The organism is Paenimyroides tangerinum, assembly GCF_003865405.1.
Lineage (GTDB): Bacteria > Bacteroidota > Bacteroidia > Flavobacteriales > Flavobacteriaceae > Flavobacterium > Flavobacterium tangerinum.
Map to the genome: position 1 here is coordinate 1 of NZ_RQVQ01000039.1, position 20,107 is coordinate 20,107.

14 protein-coding genes are annotated in these 20,107 nt (G+C 29.7%); 3 read left to right on the forward strand and 11 right to left on the reverse strand.

Annotated features, from left to right (window positions below; translation table 11 throughout):
- Positions 1–389 precede the first annotated feature (389 nt).
- Positions 390–5,534, reverse strand: a complete 5,145-nt coding sequence (locus tag EG240_RS13460) for a T9SS type A sorting domain-containing protein (protein ID WP_125019881.1) — start codon at positions 5,532–5,534, stop codon at positions 390–392.
- Positions 5,535–5,927: 393 nt separating this feature from the next.
- Between EG240_RS13460 and EG240_RS13465 the strand changes: the two genes are divergently transcribed.
- On the forward strand, positions 5,928–6,800 hold the full coding sequence (locus EG240_RS13465) for a pirin family protein (RefSeq protein WP_125019882.1): 873 nt from the start codon (positions 5,928–5,930) through the stop codon (positions 6,798–6,800).
- A 34-nt stretch (positions 6,801–6,834) separates the two neighbouring features.
- On the opposite strand, the gene EG240_RS13470 is transcribed toward EG240_RS13465, so the two are convergent.
- The 9 genes from EG240_RS13470 to EG240_RS13510 all read right to left on the reverse strand — a co-directional run bounded on the left by EG240_RS13470 (position 6,835) and on the right by EG240_RS13510 (position 16,362).
- Positions 6,835–7,485, reverse strand: a complete 651-nt coding sequence (locus EG240_RS13470; protein WP_125019883.1) for an NAD(P)H-binding protein — start codon at positions 7,483–7,485, stop codon at positions 6,835–6,837.
- 46 nt (positions 7,486–7,531) lie between these two features.
- On the reverse strand, positions 7,532–8,701 hold the full coding sequence (nhaA, locus tag EG240_RS13475) for a Na+/H+ antiporter NhaA (protein WP_125019884.1): 1,170 nt from the start codon (positions 8,699–8,701) through the stop codon (positions 7,532–7,534).
- Positions 8,702–8,813: 112 nt separating this feature from the next.
- Positions 8,814–10,508, reverse strand: coding sequence for a sodium:solute symporter (locus tag EG240_RS13480; RefSeq protein WP_125019885.1), 1,695 nt, complete (start codon positions 10,506–10,508; stop codon positions 8,814–8,816).
- Between the two features lie 95 nt (positions 10,509–10,603).
- Positions 10,604–13,078, reverse strand: a complete 2,475-nt coding sequence (locus tag EG240_RS13485) for a PIG-L family deacetylase (protein WP_125019886.1) — start codon at positions 13,076–13,078, stop codon at positions 10,604–10,606.
- Positions 13,078–13,587 (reverse strand): mechanosensitive ion channel domain-containing protein, encoded by a 510-nt coding sequence (locus EG240_RS13490; protein ID WP_125019887.1) that lies wholly within the window; start codon positions 13,585–13,587, stop codon positions 13,078–13,080. The genes EG240_RS13485 and EG240_RS13490 overlap by 1 nt, the downstream gene beginning before the upstream one ends.
- Positions 13,587–14,171, reverse strand: a complete 585-nt coding sequence (locus EG240_RS13495) for a Maf-like protein (protein WP_125019901.1) — start codon at positions 14,169–14,171, stop codon at positions 13,587–13,589. The genes EG240_RS13490 and EG240_RS13495 overlap by 1 nt, the downstream gene beginning before the upstream one ends.
- Positions 14,161–15,069 (reverse strand): UbiA prenyltransferase family protein, encoded by a 909-nt coding sequence (locus EG240_RS13500; protein ID WP_125019888.1) that lies wholly within the window; start codon positions 15,067–15,069, stop codon positions 14,161–14,163. The genes EG240_RS13495 and EG240_RS13500 overlap by 11 nt, the downstream gene beginning before the upstream one ends.
- Positions 15,070–15,086: 17 nt before the next feature.
- The gene (locus tag EG240_RS13505; RefSeq protein WP_125019889.1) at positions 15,087–15,614 is read right to left on the reverse strand and encodes a KdsC family phosphatase; all 528 of its coding nucleotides are present in this window, start codon (positions 15,612–15,614) and stop codon (positions 15,087–15,089) included.
- Positions 15,598–16,362, reverse strand: a complete 765-nt coding sequence (locus EG240_RS13510) for a Rossmann-like and DUF2520 domain-containing protein (RefSeq protein WP_125019890.1) — start codon at positions 16,360–16,362, stop codon at positions 15,598–15,600. The genes EG240_RS13505 and EG240_RS13510 overlap by 17 nt, the downstream gene beginning before the upstream one ends.
- A 65-nt stretch (positions 16,363–16,427) precedes the next feature.
- Here EG240_RS13510 and EG240_RS13515 point away from each other — a divergent pair, with 65 nt between their 5' ends.
- Positions 16,428–16,817 (forward strand): group III truncated hemoglobin, encoded by a 390-nt coding sequence (locus EG240_RS13515; protein WP_125019891.1) that lies wholly within the window; start codon positions 16,428–16,430, stop codon positions 16,815–16,817.
- 2 nt (positions 16,818–16,819) lie between these two features.
- On the opposite strand, the gene EG240_RS13520 is transcribed toward EG240_RS13515, so the two are convergent.
- On the reverse strand, positions 16,820–18,208 hold the full coding sequence (locus EG240_RS13520) for a TlpA family protein disulfide reductase (RefSeq protein WP_125019892.1): 1,389 nt from the start codon (positions 18,206–18,208) through the stop codon (positions 16,820–16,822).
- Between the two features lie 158 nt (positions 18,209–18,366).
- On the opposite strand from EG240_RS13520, the gene EG240_RS13525 reads away from it, so the two are divergent.
- Positions 18,367–19,986 carry an ABC-F family ATP-binding cassette domain-containing protein gene (locus EG240_RS13525; RefSeq protein WP_125019893.1) on the forward strand — a complete coding sequence of 540 codons (1,620 nt, stop codon included), beginning with the start codon at positions 18,367–18,369 and terminating at the stop codon, positions 19,984–19,986.
- Positions 19,987–20,107 lie beyond the last annotated feature (121 nt).

Sequence of the window (20,107 nt, forward strand, 5' to 3'; positions counted from 1 at the left end):
TCGCCCACGACGAACCATCGCCAGTACCAGTAGCACCTTGTTTTACAAAAAGTACATTGTTTGAATCAGGAACATATTGTTGTGCCTGTACAATTAAACTAGTAAAAACTAGAAAAATAAGTTGGTAGATTTTATTCATGATATTTGATTATAAGTGGATTCTAAGTTGTTGTTGTATTATTTGTAGATGTGATTAATTAATAAATGCAACATAATTAATCGTATTTTATGTTAAAAAAAAATGTAAATATAAAAAAATATAAATAAAAATAGTTTTATCATGTTTTTTTTTGTTAAAATAAAAATTTTAATTTATAGATTTAATAAATACAACAGTATTAAAAAAGAGGAAGTCATAATATCTATGAAGCTTCCTCTTTCTTTTTTTATTATTGTTTTATTATTTTAATAAACTGCTGTTTAGTTTCAGTTTGTAGTTGAATCATATAGGTTGCAGCACTTAATTCAGACAAATCAATTTCAACATTTCTATTATTAGTATTTATTGACTTTATTTTTCTACCTAATAAATCATATACATCAACCTGAACAATATTTTCAAAATATTCGATTTGTAATTTATCATCAACTGGATTTGGATAATATTTCAACTTATCTTTTTCAAATTCATTGTTTGATAGATAAACATCCACTGTAATAGGCAAAGGTAAACTCGGACATCCATTTGTTCCAATCACAACCGCATAATATGTTGTTCCGTTTACAAGTGGCATATTCAGAGACAAAGGATTTGTACTTGTTCTTGCGTCTTCTTCAGTAATATAATAAACCGCAGTTGTTGGATTTATTATAATTTGATTTAAAACAGATCCTTCAATAAAAATTTGCGGAGAAACTCCAGTCGGACTATCAGGTAAATCTTTGATTAAAACAGAAACTTGTGCTCTTAATGATTCACAACCAAATTGAACTCTTGATACAAAATAATTTCCTGTATTTAAAGGAGTTGTTGATGTTAATTGATTTGTACTTGATGGTGAATTATACCATTTATAAGTAACGCCAGTAGGAACAGGAATATATAAGTCGGCAACAGTTGCACTACCGCAAAATTCAAACGCGTTTAAATTTGGTGCAGCTTGATTGGTAACTCTAACTGTAATAGCTTTTCTATCAGAAGTACAAGCTCCAACTTTTTGAGTAACATAATATGTAGCATTAGTTAAAATGGTATTTATTGGTAACGGATTCAATGAAATAGATGAAGCATACCATAAAATCTCTGCACCATTTACTCCAGAAACTTCTAAATCAGCAATAGTTGCAAATCCGCAAAATTCTTGAATCGTATTTGCTGTTGGTATTTGTGGTACATTGTTAATAGTTACAGTAATTGCAGTTCTATTAGCACTTTCACAACCGTTTAATGTTTGCGAAGCATAATATATTAAGCCATTTGCTAGTAAAGTATTATTATTTAGTGGTGTTGTTGCAGTTGCAGAGCTATACCATTTTATATCTGTTCCATTAATCACCAAACTTGAAAGATTTGGATTTGTGTTCGAACAAAATTCTTGTGTTTGATTTACAGTAGTTGGTGCTGCAATATTTCCAATCGTAACAGTTATTTGTATTCTTAAGCTTTCGCAATTATTTACAGTTTGCGAAGCAAAATAATTACCTGAGACCAATGCTGTTGTTGGAGTTAATGATGTTGTTGAATTTGCTGAACTATACCATTTTATATTACTTCCAGTAGCAACTAAATTAGCAATTGTTGCATTCTGATTTGCACAAAACGATTGATTTGATGCAGTCGGTGCAGCCGTATTTGTAATAGTTACTGTAATTTGTGTTCTAGTACTTTCGCAATTATTTATAGTTTGTGTAACAAAATAATTTCCAGAAACTATCGCTGTTGTTGGAGTTAATGGTGTTGTTGAATTTGCTGAACTATACCATTTTATATTACTTCCGTTAGCAACTAAATTAGCAACTGTTGCATTTTGATTTGTACAAAACGTTTGATTCAATGCAGTCGGTGCAGTCGGATTTGTAATCGTTACCGTAATTTGTGTTCTAGTACTTTCGCAATTATTTTGAGTCTGTGAAGCAAAATAATTTCCAGAAACTAATGCTGTTGTTGCGGCTAACGGACTTGTTGCAGTTGCAGAACTATACCATTTTATTGTCGTTCCAGTTACAACCAAATTTGCAACAGTTGCATTCTGATTTGTACAAAACGTTTGATTTGATGCAGTCGGAGCAGCTGTATTTGTAATTGTTACTGTAATTTGTGTTCTATTACTTTCACAGTTATTCAAAGTTTGTGTAGCAAAATAATTTCCTGAAACCAAAGCTGTTGTTGTAGATAACGGTGTTGTAGATGTTGCAGAACTATACCATTTTATTGCAGTTCCTGTTGCAACTAAATTCGCAACCGTTGCATTCTGATTTGCACAAAATGTTTGATTTGATGCAGTCGGAGCAGCTGTATTTGTAATTGTTACTGTAATTTGTGTTCTAGTACTTTCACAATTATTCAAAGTTTGTGTAGCAAAATAACTTCCAGAAGTTAATGCTATTGTTCCTGCTAATGGTGTTGTTGCAGTTGCAGAACTATACCATTTTATTGCGGTTCCAGTTGCAACTAAATTCGCAACCGTTGCATTTTGATTTGCACAAAATGTTTGATTTGATGCAGTCGGTGCAGCTGTATTTGTTATTGTTACCGTTATTTGTTTTCTAGTTGTACTTTCACAGTTATTTAAAGTTTGAGACGCAAAATAATTTCCTGCTACTAAAGGTGTTGTTGCAGCTAACTCAGTTGTTGCTGTCGCAGAATTATACCATTTAATAGCCGTTCCAGTTGCAATCAAATTAGCTACCGTTGGATTTGAACTTGCGCAAAATGTTTGATTAGATCCAGTTGGTGCAGCTGTATTTGTTATTGTTACCGTTACTTGTTTTCTAGTTGTACTTTCACAATTATTAATAGTTTGTGTAGCAAAATAATTTCCAGATACTAATGCTGTTGTTACAGCTAATGGAGTTGTTGCAGTTGCAGAACTATACCATTTTATTGCTGTTCCAGTTGCAACTAAATTTCCAACCGTTGCATTTTGATTTGGACAAAACGATTGATTAACTGCAGTCGGAGCTGCTGTATTTGCGATAGTAACCGTTATTTGAGTTCGTGTACTTTCACAATTATTTACTGTTTGAGTTGCGAAATAATTTCCAGAAACTAATACTATTGTTGCAGTTAATGGAGTTGTTGCAGTTTCAGAATTATACCATTTTATTGCGTTTCCTGTTGCAACTAAATTCGCAACTGTTGCATTTTGATTTGGACAAAAAGATTGATTAACTGCCGTTGGTGCAGCCGAATTTGTGATAGTAACCGTTATTTGAGTACGAGTACTTTCACAATTATTAATAGTTTGTGTAGTAAAATAACTTCCAGAAGCTAATGCTGTAGTTAGAGTTAAAGGTGTTGTTGCAGTTGCAGAACTATACCATTTGATAGTCGTTCCTGTTGCAACTAAATTCGCAACCGTTGCATTTTGATTTGCACAAAACGTTTGATTAACTGCAGTTGGTGCAGCTGTATTTGTTATTGTTACCGTTATTTGTTTCCTTGTTGTACTTTCACAATTATTTACAGTTTGTGATGCAAAATAATTTCCAGATACTAATGCAGTTGTTGCAGCTAATGGAGTTGTTGCTGTTGCTGAGTTATACCATTTAATAGCCGTTCCGGTTGCAATCAAATTAGCTACCGTTGGATTTGAACTTGCACAAAATGTTTGATTAGATCCAGTTGGTGCAGCTGTATTTGAGATAGTAACCGTTATTTGAGTTCGTGTACTTTCACAATTATTTACTGTTTGAGTTGCGAAATAATTTCCAGAAGCTAAAGCTGTTGTTACAGCTAATGGAGTTGTTGTAGTTGCAGAACTATACCATTTTATTGCGGTTCCAGTTACAACCAAACTAGCAACCGTTGCATTTTGATTTGGACAAAATGTTTGATTATTTGTTGTTGGAGCAGGAGTATTTGTGATAGTAACTAATATTTGGGTTCTCAAAATACTTTCTATACCGTTAATAGTTTGTGTCGCAAAATAATTTCCAGTAGTTAATGGTGTTGTCGTTGTTAATGGATTTGTCGAAGTTGCCGAATTATACCATTTAATATTACTACCTGTAGCAACTAAATTTGCAACTGTAGCATTTAAATTTGAACAAAATGTTTGATTAGTGGCTGTTGGAGCAGGAGTTTCAGGTAAACTTTGGTTTTCGTAAGCACCAAGATCAACAGTTGAATTAACTATACGAGAATTTCCTTCAATATCGGTTGTAGTTGTAGATGGTAGGTAAATATTATTTCCAATATTTATCGCAGGACTATTATTCTGTAATCTAAAATTATTTTGAGACGGATCTACAAATAATGGATTTGCATTTATTAAATTATTTATGTTTGAAGGATTGGTAGTTAAAGCTGAACTATTGGTCATACAATTTGCAAAAAGTATATTCACAAATTTTGAAAAATTGTTACCATAAAACAAGACTTCATTGGCTGGTGAATCAATAATACAATTTTTAAAAGCAGGTGCAGGACCTGTTTGATCAGTATAATAGTTTATTAATCCACCTTGATTATAGGCTGTATTATTTGCAAATGTACAGTTTATAAATTCCAATCTGTTACTATTAGGTGGTCCATCTTCGAAGAAAAGAACACAACCAGAACCGCTTACAAAGTTGTTAGAAAAAACACAATTTACTATTTTGCCATATTGACCAGTATAAGTGTCGTTTAAAGTGTTTATACAAGCTCCTTCAGTTGCTGTATTATTATTAAAAACTGAATTTGTAATATTCATTGGACTATTTATTAAATAAATTCCACTTCCATATTCAGAATTTAGCTCTTCGAAAGTCGTGTAGTCAATAGTCATTGAGGTGTTTCTGTTATAAACACCAGCTCCAGCAAAATTACTTACATTTGTACTATTAACATTGAAGTTCCCAGATTGATTTGCGTTTCCTTTTGTGACAGTAAATCCATTTAATGTAGCTGAACCAACATTTCCAACTGCAATAACAACATGTAAACAATTATCACTTGTATTGTTTAAAATTCCAATATCTCCAGATAAAATTGATTTATTAGCCGTTAAATTTAAATTTCTAGAACTTAATGAAGTCTCTGTTCCAGCAAATCCTCCATACAGTTTTACGTTGTTTACCATCAAAAAGCTGTTTTTTCTATTTTGATTTGTACCAAAAGTTGAACCATCTTCAGGTGAATATTTTGGTGTGTATGTTCCGCCTGCAACCCATATTTGTAATGGATTATTAACGAAATTTGCTCTATTGGTATGCGCCCATTTTAACGCATTAGCTAAATCAGGAACAGCGTTATTCCATGACGACCCGTTTCCTGAACCTGTTGCATTCTGTTTCACATAGAGAATGTTATTAGTTCCAGGAACATATTGCGCACGAACAATATGAGCTGTAAAGAATAGAAATATAATAATTAAGCAGATTTTTTTCATAATTTTTTTGATTATAAGTGGTTTGTTTTGTTAAAAATATTAAAATTAAGTATAAAAATAAACATAATAAATTAACAAATACTAGTTTTTTTAACTAAAAAGTATAACATTCTAACAAAAGGTGATATTTCTAAATGGGTATATTTTCTGTTTTTGGAAATTATTTTATATTATTTTTCCCAGTTTATCTTTTTAATTGGAACTATGACTTTAAAAGTATATTTTAATTAGGTAAATTTTATTTCATTTTTTTTACATTAAAACATTTATACTAAATCCAAAAAATATTTTCTTAACGATTTAAATTTATATAGTTGATTTTATTATTTCTTAATCTAGATTATTTCTAAATAATGTTATTAGCTCTAAATTTGTATTATAAAATTCAAGATTATGAAAACAAGAAATGTAGAAATAGTAGTTAGTCCTAGAGAACCTCATTTTGTTGGTGATGGATTTAGAGTTCATAATTTCATTCCTAGCGCATACCGAATGGATATGCAAAGTATGGACCCGTTTATAATGTTTGATTACAATTCTAAATATAATTTCCCTCCTTCAGAAATTCCTCGTGGAGTTGGAGTTCATCCACATAAAGGTTTTGAAACTGTAACTATTGCTTACAAAGGTCGAGTTGAACACGGAGATAGTAGTGGTGGAGGTGGAATTATCGGCGAAGGTGATGTACAATGGATGACCGCAGCTTCTGGAGTTTTACATAAAGAATTTCACGAAACGGAATGGAGTAAAACGGGCGGAATTTTCCAAATGGTTCAACTTTGGGTTAATCTTCCTGCAGTTGCAAAAAAAACAAATGCAAAATATCAAGCCATTGAAAATAAAGATATTCCAAGGGTTACATTAAGTAATGATTTAGGTTTAATTGAAATTATTGCTGGAAATTATGAAGGAATTCAAGGTTCGGCTTCTACTTTTACACCGATTCATATGTATAATTTAAAAGCGAAATCGGGAGCTGAAACTACATTTTCATTTCCAGAACATTATACAACAATGTTATTGGTCTTAGAAGGAAATATCACGATAAATAATAATGAAAATGTACCAACCGATCATTTGGCTTTAATGGAAAAATCTGGCGAAAATTTTACAGTAAAAGTGAATGATGATGCAATTGTTTTGGTTTTATCAGGTGAACCAATTAATGAACCGATTGCACATTATGGTCCGTTTGTTATGAATACACAACAAGAATTGATGGAAGCGGTTAATGATTTTAACGCTGGAAAATTCGGAACTTTATAAGTTTAATTTACATTGCGATTGTTACCAAATTCGATTATGAGTTTGGTAACAATTTTTTTATATCGGATGGTTTTATAATATGATTTCCGTTGGATAAATGTTTAACAGATTGAATCATTGCTTTAGCTAAATCTGTAACATGCAAAGGTTCAAAACTTTTGAATATTCCAAAATTATTAAAAAAACGAATTACCTTCATTCCAATAATTTCTCCATTTCTATCTGAATTTGGACGTATTAAACTTGGCGGCTGAAAAATAATTGTACGATTAAAATCAAGTTTCAAAACTTGAGCTTCTAATTTTCCTTTCATTTTTGAGTAAAATATTTTTGAATCTTTATTTGCTCCAAAAGAAGAAATCAAAACAAATGTAGAAACATGATTTTCTTTTGAAATCTGAGCAAAATGATATTGGTAATCGTAATCAATAATCCATTGTGCTTCTTTACTTCCAGCTAATTTTAAAGTTGTTCCCAAACAAGAAAAAGCCACATCACCAATTATTTCATTTTGGTAATCATAGATTTTATCGAAATCAATAATTATTTCTTTTAGTTTCGGATGATTTAAATTTGATTTTCTTCTAACAAAACTCTTTATTTCCGAATAAGAATCATCCATAATCAATTGATTAATCAATTCTTTTCCTGTTGCTCCTGAACCTCCAATAACAATTGCTTTCATATTTTTTGAATAAAAAAGCAAGTGAAAAACACTCGCTTTAGTTATATTAATTTTTTTGTTTTAATGATTTTAAGAAAAAATATCCTACCGTTCCTGCAATGATTGACGTTAATAAAATAGATAATTTAGCTTCGGCAACAAACAATGGATCTTTGTAAGAAAGAAGCGAAACAAAAATTGACATCGTAAAACCAATTCCTGCTAAAAATCCAACACCAATAATATGACTCCAACTACTACCTTCTGGTAAAGAACTAATTTTTAGTTTCGTACAAATAAATGAAGTTAGTAAGATTCCAATTGGTTTTCCAAAGAATAAACCTAATGAAATACCTAATCCAATAGGTGAAGTAAGTCCGTGAAGCATTTCTTGTTGAAATGTAATATTAGTATTAGCAAATGCAAACAACGGAATAATTAACAAGTTTACAGGTCTTGCGATTGCGTGTTCTAAACGTTCTAAAGGCGATTCGATATCTGTATCATTCGTTGGGATTGTCATTGCAACTAAAACTCCAGCAATCGTAGCGTGAATTCCAGAATGATGAATAAAATACCAAATAAAAATTCCAGGAATTAAATATAAATACGGATTCTGAACGTTAAATCGATTCATAGCAATTAAAATAATCATTCCAATTCCAGCGTACATTAAATAGGTAGTTTCAATACCGCTCGAATAGAAAAATGCTATTACAAGAATTGCAATTAAATCATCAACAATAGCTAAAGCAGCTAAAAATACTTTAATACTCGGTGGCACATTCTTTCCTAATAATGAAATTACAGCTAAGGCAAATGCAATATCGGTTGCCATTGGAATTCCCCAGCCCGAAGCTGTTACTGTTCCAGCGTTTAATGAAAGATAAATAATTGCAGGTACGATTGCTCCACCAATTGCACATAAAATAGGTAAAGAAGCTTTTTTAGGTGATGATAATTCACCTTCAACAACTTCACGTTTGATTTCTAATCCAACTAAAAGAAAGAAAATAGCCATTAATCCATCATTTATCCACATTATAACGGAATAATTTAAATGAATGGAATTGTTTTCATAACCGAATTTGGTATCTAAAATATTTTTTAATCCTTCGGCTAAAGGGCTGTTTGCAATTATTAAGGAAAATATTACACAAATGAATAAAAGAATCCCTCCGAAATTACTTGATTTTACAAATTCTTTAAATACGGTTAAGTTAATTTTTTGAGACATTATATAGAATTTTCAACCTTAAGTTTTAAGGTTCGTTTAATTAAGAAAAGTAAATTTAGTGAACTTTATTAAGTTGGACTTTGATTTTAAAATTTTAACTGTTTATTTAAAATTAATTCATTTTTTTTTCTGAATTCATATTTATAAAGAATTGCACGATTATAGAAAGTAAAATAACTCCAAGTGTTCCGATTAAATTTAACCATAAATAACCAACAATATCTAAAAGAAAAATATAGATTACAGAAATCTGTACAAATAATCCTGTCCAAAAAATAGCTTTCGCTTTTACGTATTTTACAAAAAGAGCAACTAAGAAAATTCCTAAAACGGTTCCATAGAAAATTGAACCAATTATGTTAACCAATTGAATTAAATTTTCAAAAAGGTTAATTACACAAGCAGTTAAAATACAAACGATTCCCCAAAAAATAACAGAATATTTAGTAACTTTCAAATATTGTTCATCCGTTTTATCTTTAACGTGCGAACGATATAAATCCATTGCCGACGCTGATGCAATTGCATATAAACCTGAAGCTGAAGATGACATTGCTGCAGAGAAAATCACTGCTAATAACAATCCAATTAATCCGTGCGGTAGATAATTTAATATAAAATAAATAAACACATAATCTTTGTCATTTGTTTCTGCAGATGGATTTGCTTTTTTGATTAATTCTGAACCTTGTTTTCTAATTTCACGTTCTTTTTCATTTAAATTAATCATTTTTTCTTCCAAAATCGGATTGTCATAATCTTGATTTAATTGGCCAGAATACAACAGTGTGATTTCATTTTTTTCTTCTAAAACCACATCCAATTCATTTTCTAATTCTTGATATTGTGTTTTATATGCTGAGTTTTCAATCATTCTTGTGTTATTCGGATTGAAATGCAAAGGTGATTTATTGAATTGGAAAAAGATAAAAACCATAACTCCGACCAAAAGGATGAAAAATTGCATCGGAACTTTTAAAGCTCCGTTCATAATCAATCCCATTTGAATTTCTTTGATTGATTTACCAGATAAATAACGTCCAACTTGCGATTGGTCTGTTCCAAAATAAGCCAACATTAAGAAAAAACCACCTGTAATTCCACTCCAAACTGTGTATTTTTCAGACGGGTCAGTAGAAAAATTCAGTATGTCCATTTTACCATTTATCGAAGCAATATCTAATGAATTACTAAACGTAATTTCTGTCGGGAATTTATAAATAATCAATAAAAAGGTAATAAACATACCAAACATAATTACAAAAGCTTGTTGTTTTTGAGTGACATTTAATGCTTTTGTTCCACCGAAATAGGTATAAATTATAATCAATATTCCGATTGTAATCGTAATGTAAGTAAGATTCCAACCTAAAATAGATGATAAAATAATTGATGGTGCATAAATGGTTAAACCGGTTCCAACACTTCTTTGAATTAAGAAAATAACTGCTGCTAAAGTTCTTGTTTTTAAATCGAAACGATTTTCAAGAAATTCATAAGCCGTATAAACTTTTAAGCGATGATAAACAGGAATAAATGCGATACAAATGACAATCATTGCTAATGGTAATCCAAAATAAAATTGAACAAAGCCCAAACCATCGTGAAACGCTTGACCAGGTGTTGAAAGAAACGTAATTGCGCTCGCTTGGGTTGCCATAACAGAAAGTCCAACCGTCCACCAATTCGTATTTTGGTCAGCTAAAATATATTCCTCAACATTCTTACTTCCTTTTGATTTTAAAGTTCCGTAAATAACAATAAATAAAAGTGTTGAGCTTAAAATAATCCAATCTATGTAATTCATCTTATGAATATAAACGCATTAAAAAATAGAAAAAAGCCAAATAAAGTACATTTAAGAAAAGTACAACGCTATAGCTTCTTCGCCATTTAAAATTATTATTTTGTTTCATTTTTTAAAGCTATTAAATTAGCAAAAAGCTTGTAAGCGCCAGGAACTCCAGCTGGTAATTGTCTAAAGAAACTCAAACCAGTGTAAACGTAATATCCTTTTCCATAAGGCGCAATTAATAAAATACCTTGTGTTTTTGGGTCGTTAAAATCTTTTGATTCCAATATAGGTATAAATTTTGAATCGTATTCGCTTGCATAATACAAACCTTGCTCTTGAACCCAACCTGTAAAATCTTGTTTTGTAATTTTATTCGGATAATTTAAAACTTGATGATTTGGTTTCAAGAAAGTTACTTCAGCATCTTCGTTTGTGATTCTATCTCTAGAAAGTTGTAATTTATAAGGTGCAATTTTATCCGTAACCAAAGAATGATTTGTATTGTATTGATTGATAATTATTCCGCCATTATTTACAAAATCAAACAGAATTTCGTTTTTATAAGTCAATTCTTTAATGGTATTAAAAGCACGAATTCCTAAAATAACCGCGTCAAAATTTGCTAAATTAGCTTTAGTAATTTGGTCAACAGAAATTAAACTTACATCATAACCAATGTTTTGTAAATTCATTGGAATATCATCACCAGCTCCCATCAAATAAGCAATTTTAGAATTTGTTTTTGCAATTTCTATTTTTTTGATTTCGGTTTGAGTATCTTTTAAAAGTACTTGAGTAGGGATGTGGTTGTAACTTATGATTTGAACTTCTTTATTAAAAGTTTCATTGTTTGAAACTACTTCCAATTCAAAAATTTCTTCTAAAAGATTGTCAGAAATAGAAACATCAAAATCTAAATTTATTTCTTGGTATAAACTTAAGCCAGTGATTTCTTTCCAATCCGATTTGTTTTTTGGATTTGTTTTTGAAATCAATCGTGCTTTACCAGAAAATGTATCAACATAAGATTTAATTGAAGTTGAAATTTTTTGTTCTTTTTGATTTTCAATTATATAGATATTGTTTTTTATTGCTGTACTAATTTTCGGAACAACTAAAACATTATCATAAACTTCACCTTTAACTTCATCTTTAAATTTATAAACAATTTTCTTATCAAAAGTAATATTTATATCATTGAATTTTAATTGAATATGATATATTAATTCATCTGAAGGTTTAAATTGATTATAAAATGATTCTTGGGGATTTTCTAAATATTCTGCTTTTGAAAGTTTTAAATTATTTGGAACTTTTAGACTAAATGTTTCAATTTTAGCTTCATTATTTGATAATAAAACTGAATTTATATTTTTTAATTGCTCACCAAAAATATTAACTTGTCTGAATTCGATTGGATAATTGCTTCTATTAGTAAGTTCAAATTTAAAATAGGCAGTTTCATTTGGTGAAATAAATTGAGAATCGCTACTAACTTCGATGAATAAACCAGTACAAAATAAAATGCATTCTTTTACTTCATTCAATTTGCGTTCTTTCCAAATTGAATCATCTAAATTTTCAATTAAGCTGTAAATTTCAACTAATGCATTTACATTATTCTCAGGAGTTTTGAAATCGAAATTTTCTAATAATTGAGAAATTTTATTACCAATTGGTTTTCCATTTTCAATTCGATTCCACGAAGTATCGATTCCCTCAAACAGATTTTGCTGATTGTTTAATTTTGAACCATAAATAAGTTCTAAATAATCAATATCCGAACCACGTGAAGACATATCTCCAAAACCTTGAGATTGATGTTGGCTTCGACTCAACGAAGCAATTTCTTGATTTGACTTTCCTAAAAGTGGATAATAAACGCCAGTTTCCAACGGAATATATTTTGATTTATCAGCTTTCGCAAATTGTTCTTTTCCTCCAAAAAACCACCAAGACGCATTAAAAAATAAACGTTTTGGTTCAAATGTTTTTAACGTTTTTAATTGATTAGAAAACTTATTTTTATTTCCAGCATCTTTAAAAGCTAATTCAGATAATTGTGCAGAAGCTGTATGATGTCCGTGTGTTGTTCCTTCAGTTCTGTGGTCAAAACGATTGACAATAATATCGGGTTGTAATTTTCGAATTGTGTAAACAACTTGTCCCAAAATACTTTCTTTTTGCCATTTATCATAAGCTTCACCAGGACGTTTTGAATAACCAAAATCGTTAGCTGTAGAAAAATACTGAACTCCACCATCAACTTTTCGAGCATTCAAAAGCTCTTGAGTTCTAATAATTCCTAAAACATCGCCTAATTCGTTACTTATTAAATTTTGACCACCATTTCCTCGAGTTAATGATAAATAGGAAGTTTCTGCGTGTTCTTTATTTGATAAATACGTAATCAGCCTTGTATTTTCATCATCTGGATGTGCTGCAATATATAGAGCCGAAGCTAAAGTGTTCAATTTTTCGACCTTGTGATAAATTTCAGAAGGTGTTAATTTCACTGGTTTTTGAGCCGAACAAGGTAAAGTAACGGCTAATAATATTAAGTATTTTAGGCGATTGAACATTAGCTTGATTTTACGATTACAACTGCTTTTTGTAAGAAAAGATTATTTGGATATGTTACTTTTGTACCTTCACTTGTAATTAAAATGGTATGAAAAGCTTTGATATCTTCGATTTGTGCTTCGATAGGAAAATCTTTATCTTCAATCTTTATGGTGTCTCCAATTTTGTATGGAAAAGAAAAAAACATTACAATTCCTGCTGTAATATTACTTAAAACAGACCATTGAGCAAATAGCGCAACTCCAATAAATGCAAGGATTGAAGTGATATAAGTAACTACATTTTTAGTATCAATTCCCCAAATTCCTAGTAAAGAAACAATAAACAGTGTATAAATCATCCAATCAATATATTTGGTGATGATTCTTCGTCTATTTTCTGCTTTCTCAGAAACTTCAGAAAGTTTAGAAATAATTCCTTTGCTTGCGTATTTGATGATTATGGTTATTATTATCGCCAAAATTGTTGCGATAATTTGCGGATAAAATTCGTTGATATTAAAATTCATTACTGTAAAAATTCAATAAGTTCGTGATATAATTTTTCCATTGGTAAACCAACGACGTTCGTATAAGAACCTTTGATTTCTTTGACTCCAATTAATCCAATCCATTCTTGAATTCCGTAAGCGCCAGCTTTATCAAAAGGTTTATAATTTTCGATATAATACCAAATTTCTTCTTCTGTAAGTTCAGAAAAAGTCACAAATGTTATGGCATTAAAAAGATGTGTTTTGTGTTTAGATTTTAAACAAACAGAAGAAATAACTTCGTGTGTTTTGTTTGATAAACTTTTGATAATCTGAAAAGCTTGTTCTTTATTTTCAGGTTTTCCTAGAATTATTCCATTATTCCAAACCAAAGTATCTGAAGTTATTACGATTTCGTTTTCTGCTAAATCAATAAAAAAATCGGCTTTGGCTTTGGCAATATAATCTGTAATTTGAGAATGAATTAAATTTTCTGGATATGATTCATCTGCGTTAGAAGGTTTTACTTCAAACGAAAGTCCTAAATCAGTTAAAAATTGTTTTCTTCTTGGAGAATTTGAGGCTAATATGAGTTTTTTATCTTCTAATAATTTATGAAGCAACATAGTATTTTATATTAAAAAATAAAAATACTATAGAAATAATCGCTAACCAAATTATTGCGTTAAGAATATTGTTTGAAGTATTAAATTGTTTGATTTCTTTGGCTTTGTTTAGCTGAAAGAACGAATATAATAAAGGTAGAGCTATTGCAACTAAACAATAAATTGAAAATATTTGTAATTTGTTATAATATTGAAGTACAAAAAACAAAATCATCAAGATTGGAATAAAAATCAAATAAGAAGTACGAATCGCTCCTTTTTCAGTTCCATGCATCGTTGCTAATGTTTTTTTGTTATGATAACGGTCATCATCTATATGTTTTAAATCAAGAACTAATGTTTTTATGAAAAATAATAATGTCGTTAATATTGAATATGAAAACAAAATAGTAAACAAATCCATATAAGGATAAATAGGATTTTGCATTTCTATTTTAGGAACCAAATCTAAAATAATTCCAGTAAAAATAGGGTAGGCAGCAATGCAAGCAAAGATAATATTACTTAACAACGGAATTTTTATCCATTGTGTAATATATAAATAAAGTAAAGCAGCTAAACCAATAAAAAAACCAAAATAACCAACATTTCCAATTTCGTTAGCTAAAAAAAAGCTTATTCCAATACCAATAGAATTTAATCCTAGGTATGTGTAATAAGCTCTATCAATATTTTTTACAATGTTTTTTTCTGGGTGTTTTTCTTGCCTTAAAATTGCAAATAATAACAAACCTCCAGAATAAATAAATCCGAATGAAACTATAAAAAGGATAAATTCAAAATCAGTTAGGGCGACTTCCAACCCCAATGTTTTAAATAATCCGTACCGAATTAGTAATACTATTACTAAAAGTTGAACGCCTATTTGTAACTGATCTTTTCTTAAAATTTTCATAGCTCATAGTTTAAATGTTAGTCAAATTTTGCATTGAAATGTTCAAACCATTTGTTTTGAACTTTCATTACTTGTTCGATAACATCTCTAACTGCACCACGACCACCGTTTATATGAGAAATGTATTTACTGATTTTCTTGATTTCTGGAACGGCATCTTGTGGGCAAGTTGGTAATCCTACTTCTTGCATTATCCAATAATCGGGAATATCATCTCCCATATATAGTATTCGCTCAGTTTTGATGTTATTTATATCTGTATATTTTTTTAAAATTTCTACTTTGTCAGAAACTCCTAAATGAATATCATTGATTCCTAAATTTTTTAATCTGGTTCGAACGCCATCATTGCTTCCTCCAGAAATGATACATACATTGTATCCGTTTTCAACTGCCGCTTTCATTGCGTAACCATCTCTGATAAACATATTGCGTAATAATTCTCCATTTGCAGCAATATGAATTGACCCATCAGTTAAAACGCCATCGATATCGAAAATAAATGTATCGATGTCATTCATTAACTCTTTATAACTTTTTGACATTATAATTTTTAATTGATTCTGTAATATTTAAATATAGTGATTTTATTTTTTCATTTGAAATTAAATCCAAATGTTTTTTTATGGTATTTGTATCATCTCGAACAGCTGGTCCAGTTTGTGCTAAAACTGGTTCTAAATCTGCAATTTTATTGACGGTTTCCTGAATCAAAGGTTTGAAAATTTCGAATGGAATTTCATTTTCTTTACAAATTTCATTCCCGATTGCAAACATATGATTGGTGAAGTTGCTCACAAAAACCGCCGTAACATGAATATATTTTCGTTGTTCAGATGAAATTTGATAAACTTTTGTAGAAAATTTTTGAGCAAAATTCTGAATATTTTGAAAATCAGATTCAAATTCGGTTTCCAAACAAAATGGAATTTCACTAAAATCTACTTTTTTATTTTTTGAAAAAGTTTGTAAAGGATACAAAACGCCTCTTCTGTTTTTGGAATTTAGGGTTGTAAGTTCTGCAGAACCCGATGTATGAACAACTAAACGATTTTCAAAAGGAAGTTTTTCAGATACTTCTGCAATCGAATTATCAGAAACGGCAATAATATAAATATCAGCTTCTCTAATTTGTTTGAAATCATTAGTAATTAAAGATTTATCAATCGAAATATTAACATTATTCGAGTTTCTTGCGTAAATTTGAACTAAATTCAAATCGTTACTTGCTTCAATAAACGAAATCAAGTGTGAAGCGACATTTCCCGAGCCTAAAACAATTACATTTTTCATAAAGTAAAAGTAATCTAAACCTTGATTTTAAGCAATTGTTTTTCGAGAAACTATTTTAAAGTGATATGAAAAAAGACATTCAAAATTTAGACGACATCAAACTAATGGTTGATACGTTTTATGATAAAGTACAAAATGATGATTTAATTGGTCCGATTTTTAATGGCGTTATTCAAAATCGTTGGGACGAACATTTGGAAAAAATGTATCGCTTTTGGCAAACAATTCTTTTAGAAGATTATACTTATTCTGGACGACCGTTTCCTCCACATGCACATTTACCAGTTGATGAATTACATTTTAAGCGTTGGAAAGAATTATTTTCAGATGTTGTTTACACTCATTTTGAAGGAAAAAAAGCCGATGAAGCTATTTGGCGTGCCGATAAAATGGCGACCATGTTTCTTTCTAAAATTTTGTATTTCAGAGAAAATAATTTGAATCCGCTAACTTAAATTTATAATTTTTCTTCGAAATCTTCATCAAAAATATTAGCAAAAACTTCTTTTATTGAACCGTCTTTGTTTAAAATGATAGTACGATTTAATCTATTTACAATCCATAAATCTTTAAGATTTGTGAAATCTTTAGCTTGTAAATCAACAGTATTTGGATTGTTTCTTAGGTTGATAAGTTTTGACCAATAATCGTAATCGTGGTCAATATTTATTGAAACAAAATCATAATCAGGATGTGTTTGCGCAAGCTCGTTGATTTTTTTCTGAGAAGCGTTGTAATGATTTATTGCATTTTTTGTCCAGAAAACAACAATTGTATTCTTTTTTATATTCGAATTTAAATCAAAGGGATTGTTTTTAACATCGACTAATTCAACTTTTGGTAATCTATTATTATCATTTAGATTTTTAATAGATTTTTTGATTTTTAAAATCTCATTTTGTTGTGTGGAATCTGTAGAAATTTCGAAATATTGTTTTAAAAATTCATTATTATTTACAATATTTTGATCTTCAAGTAAATAAACAAATGCGATGTTATTAAGGATTTTATTTTTTACCTTTTGATTCGAAATTAATGAATCAACAATTTTAAGCTTTGCAATGTTTTTATCAAAATCTGACTCAATATTTTTTTCAGATACAATTGAATTTAGCATTATAGCTAAATATCTTGTAAAAGGAGCAAACTCACTTAATTTTTCATTATTAAAATTTATCTTTTTTCTAAAATCGTAATAATTTTCTGGTAAACTATCCTTTATGTTTTTATTTGTATATTCTGAATGTGCTAATGGATAAATTTCCAATCTAGTAAAATATTCTAAATCAATAATTGCTTTAGCATATAAATCAAAATCATGATTCCAACCAATTTCGGTTTTTCTTCTCAAGTAAAATGCAGTTCTGGCATCTTTTAATGAGTCATTACTTCTTTTGAATTTTTTGTAATCTTTGCCGTAATGAAAATCTAAATTGTTTTTGTTATCAATATTCGAAGCGAAAATTTCAAGTAAAAAATTGTTTTTGTTTTTTCCTGTTCCATAGAAAGATGAAGCGTGTTCAAAGTCCTTTGTATTTATTCTCAAATTCAAACTATCATTCTTATCAAAGAACACATATTTTGTTTTATCTCCATGTTTAATTATGTACATTCCAGGAGTTAAAGAATCAAATTTCTTTGAAAATTTATTAAAATTATCAATATGCAATGTATCGATAACTTTGTTGTCTTTGCAAAATAGGATGTAAGATGCGTTCGGATTAATTATTTCTCCGCCAAAATATGCATGAAAATCATTTTTATCAATTTCTTTTTTGCTACAAGAGCATAATAAAGTTGTAATTGATAAAAAAAGGCATTTATATATTGAATTTTGACCGAACATTAGAATTTGAAGTTTGTTTTATCAGCAAAAATAGCTTTTTAGCTTTTTAATATTTGTTAAAAGCTAGTTAAACTAATTATAAATATTTAAAAGTTCTTAAATATAGTAAAAATCGATAATATTTACTAATTTTGCACTTCCAAAACAAATAAAGAATCATGTTAACAGTTTCAAATTTATCAGTACAATTTGGTAAACGTATATTGTTCGATGAAGTAAATGCAACTTTCACACAAGGAAATTGCTACGGAATTATCGGTGCAAACGGTGCAGGAAAATCTACTTTCTTGAAAATTATAGCAGGTGACAATGACCCAACTTCAGGGCATGTAATTTTAGAACCTGGAAAACGTATGTCGGTTTTAAACCAAAACCACAATATGTTTGATGAATATACAGTTCTTGAAACTGTATTAATGGGGAATAAAGTTTTATACGCTGTTAAAAAAGAAATGGATGATCTTTATGCAGATTATAAAGATGAAAATGCAGATCGTATCGGCGAATTACAAATTCAGTTTGATGAAATGAATGGTTGGAATGCAGATTCTGATGCAGCTTCTTTATTATCAAATTTAGGTATTTCTGAGGATTTCCATTATATGTTGATGTCGGATATGGAAGCTAAATTAAAAGTTCGTGTGTTATTAGCACAAGCTTTGTTTGGTAATCCTGACGTATTGATTATGGATGAGCCTACCAATGATTTGGATTTTGAAACGATTGGTTGGTTAGAAAATTTCTTGGCTAATTATGAAAATACAGTTTTAGTTGTTTCTCACGACCGTCACTTTTTAGATGCAGTTTGTACACATATTTCAGATATCGATTACGGAAAAATTAACCATTATTCTGGTAACTATACTTTTTGGTACGAATCATCTCAATTAGCTGCAAAACAACGTGCTCAGCAAAACAAAAAAGCTGAAGAGAAAAAAGCAGAATTAGAAGAATTTATTCGTCGTTTCTCTGCAAACGTTGCAAAATCTAAGCAAGCAACTTCTCGTAAAAAGATGATCGAGAAATTGAATGTTAATGATATTAAACCTTCGTCACGTAGATATCCAGCAATTATTTTTGAACAAGAGCGTGAAGCTGGTGATCAAATCTTAAATGTGGTTAATTTAGCTACATCTGTTGACGGTGAAGTTATTTTTAAGAACGTTGATTTAAATGTTAATAAAGGAGATAAGATTGTTGTTTTCTCTAAAGATTCTCGTGCGACAACTGCTTTTTATGAAATTTTAAATGGTTATTTAAAAGCTGATTCAGGTACTTACGAATGGGGGATTACTACAAATCAATCTTATTTGCCATTCGATAATCATAGTTTCTTTAAAGATGATTTAACTCTGGTAGATTGGTTACGTCAATGGGCTAAAACAGAAGAAGAAAGAGATGAAGTTTATGTTCGTGGTTTCTTAGGTAAAATGATTTTCTCTGGAGAAGAAGCTTTGAAAAAAGGTTCTGTTCTTTCTGGAGGAGAAAAAGTACGTTGTATGGTTTCTCGTATGATGATGCTTCGTGCTAACGTTTTAATGTTAGATGAACCAACAAGCCACTTAGATCTTGAGTCGATTACAGCTTTCAATAACTCATTAAAGAATTTTAAAGGAACGGTTTTACTTACAACAAGTGATCATGAATTCGCTCAAACTGTTGGTAATCGAATTTTAGAATTAACACCAAACGGAGTTATTGATCGTTACATGACTTTTGATGATTATTTAGATGATCCAAAAATTAAAGAATTACGTGCAAAAATGTACACAGTATAAATAACTAAAGCTCGATTCGTTAGAATCGAGCTTTTTATTTTAAGTTGTATCTCGTCTATGAAATAACGATTCAGATTTTTAATAAATAAAATACTTAAATGAAACAATCCCGTAAAGAGTG

Bases quoted from the DNA above. Each gene is read 5' to 3' on its own strand.
- EG240_RS13460 (WP_125019881.1), bottom strand. From the start codon at position 5,534: ATGAAAAAAATCTGCTTAATTATTATATTTCTATTCTTTACAGCTCAT.
- EG240_RS13465 (WP_125019882.1), top strand. From the start codon at position 5,928: ATGAAAACAAGAAATGTAGAAATAGTAGTTAGTCCTAGAGAACCTCAT.
- EG240_RS13470 (WP_125019883.1), bottom strand. From the start codon at position 7,485: ATGAAAGCAATTGTTATTGGAGGTTCAGGAGCAACAGGAAAAGAATTG.
- nhaA (WP_125019884.1), bottom strand. From the start codon at position 8,701: ATGTCTCAAAAAATTAACTTAACCGTATTTAAAGAATTTGTAAAATCA.
- EG240_RS13480 (WP_125019885.1), bottom strand. From the start codon at position 10,508: ATGAATTACATAGATTGGATTATTTTAAGCTCAACACTTTTATTTATT.
- EG240_RS13485 (WP_125019886.1), bottom strand. From the start codon at position 13,078: ATGTTCAATCGCCTAAAATACTTAATATTATTAGCCGTTACTTTACCT.
- EG240_RS13490 (WP_125019887.1), bottom strand. From the start codon at position 13,587: ATGAATTTTAATATCAACGAATTTTATCCGCAAATTATCGCAACAATT.
- EG240_RS13500 (WP_125019888.1), bottom strand. From the start codon at position 15,069: ATGAAAATTTTAAGAAAAGATCAGTTACAAATAGGCGTTCAACTTTTA.
- EG240_RS13505 (WP_125019889.1), bottom strand. From the start codon at position 15,614: ATGTCAAAAAGTTATAAAGAGTTAATGAATGACATCGATACATTTATT.
- EG240_RS13510 (WP_125019890.1), bottom strand. From the start codon at position 16,362: ATGAAAAATGTAATTGTTTTAGGCTCGGGAAATGTCGCTTCACACTTG.
- EG240_RS13515 (WP_125019891.1), top strand. From the start codon at position 16,428: ATGAAAAAAGACATTCAAAATTTAGACGACATCAAACTAATGGTTGAT.
- EG240_RS13520 (WP_125019892.1), bottom strand. From the start codon at position 18,208: ATGTTCGGTCAAAATTCAATATATAAATGCCTTTTTTTATCAATTACA.
- EG240_RS13525 (WP_125019893.1), top strand. From the start codon at position 18,367: ATGTTAACAGTTTCAAATTTATCAGTACAATTTGGTAAACGTATATTG.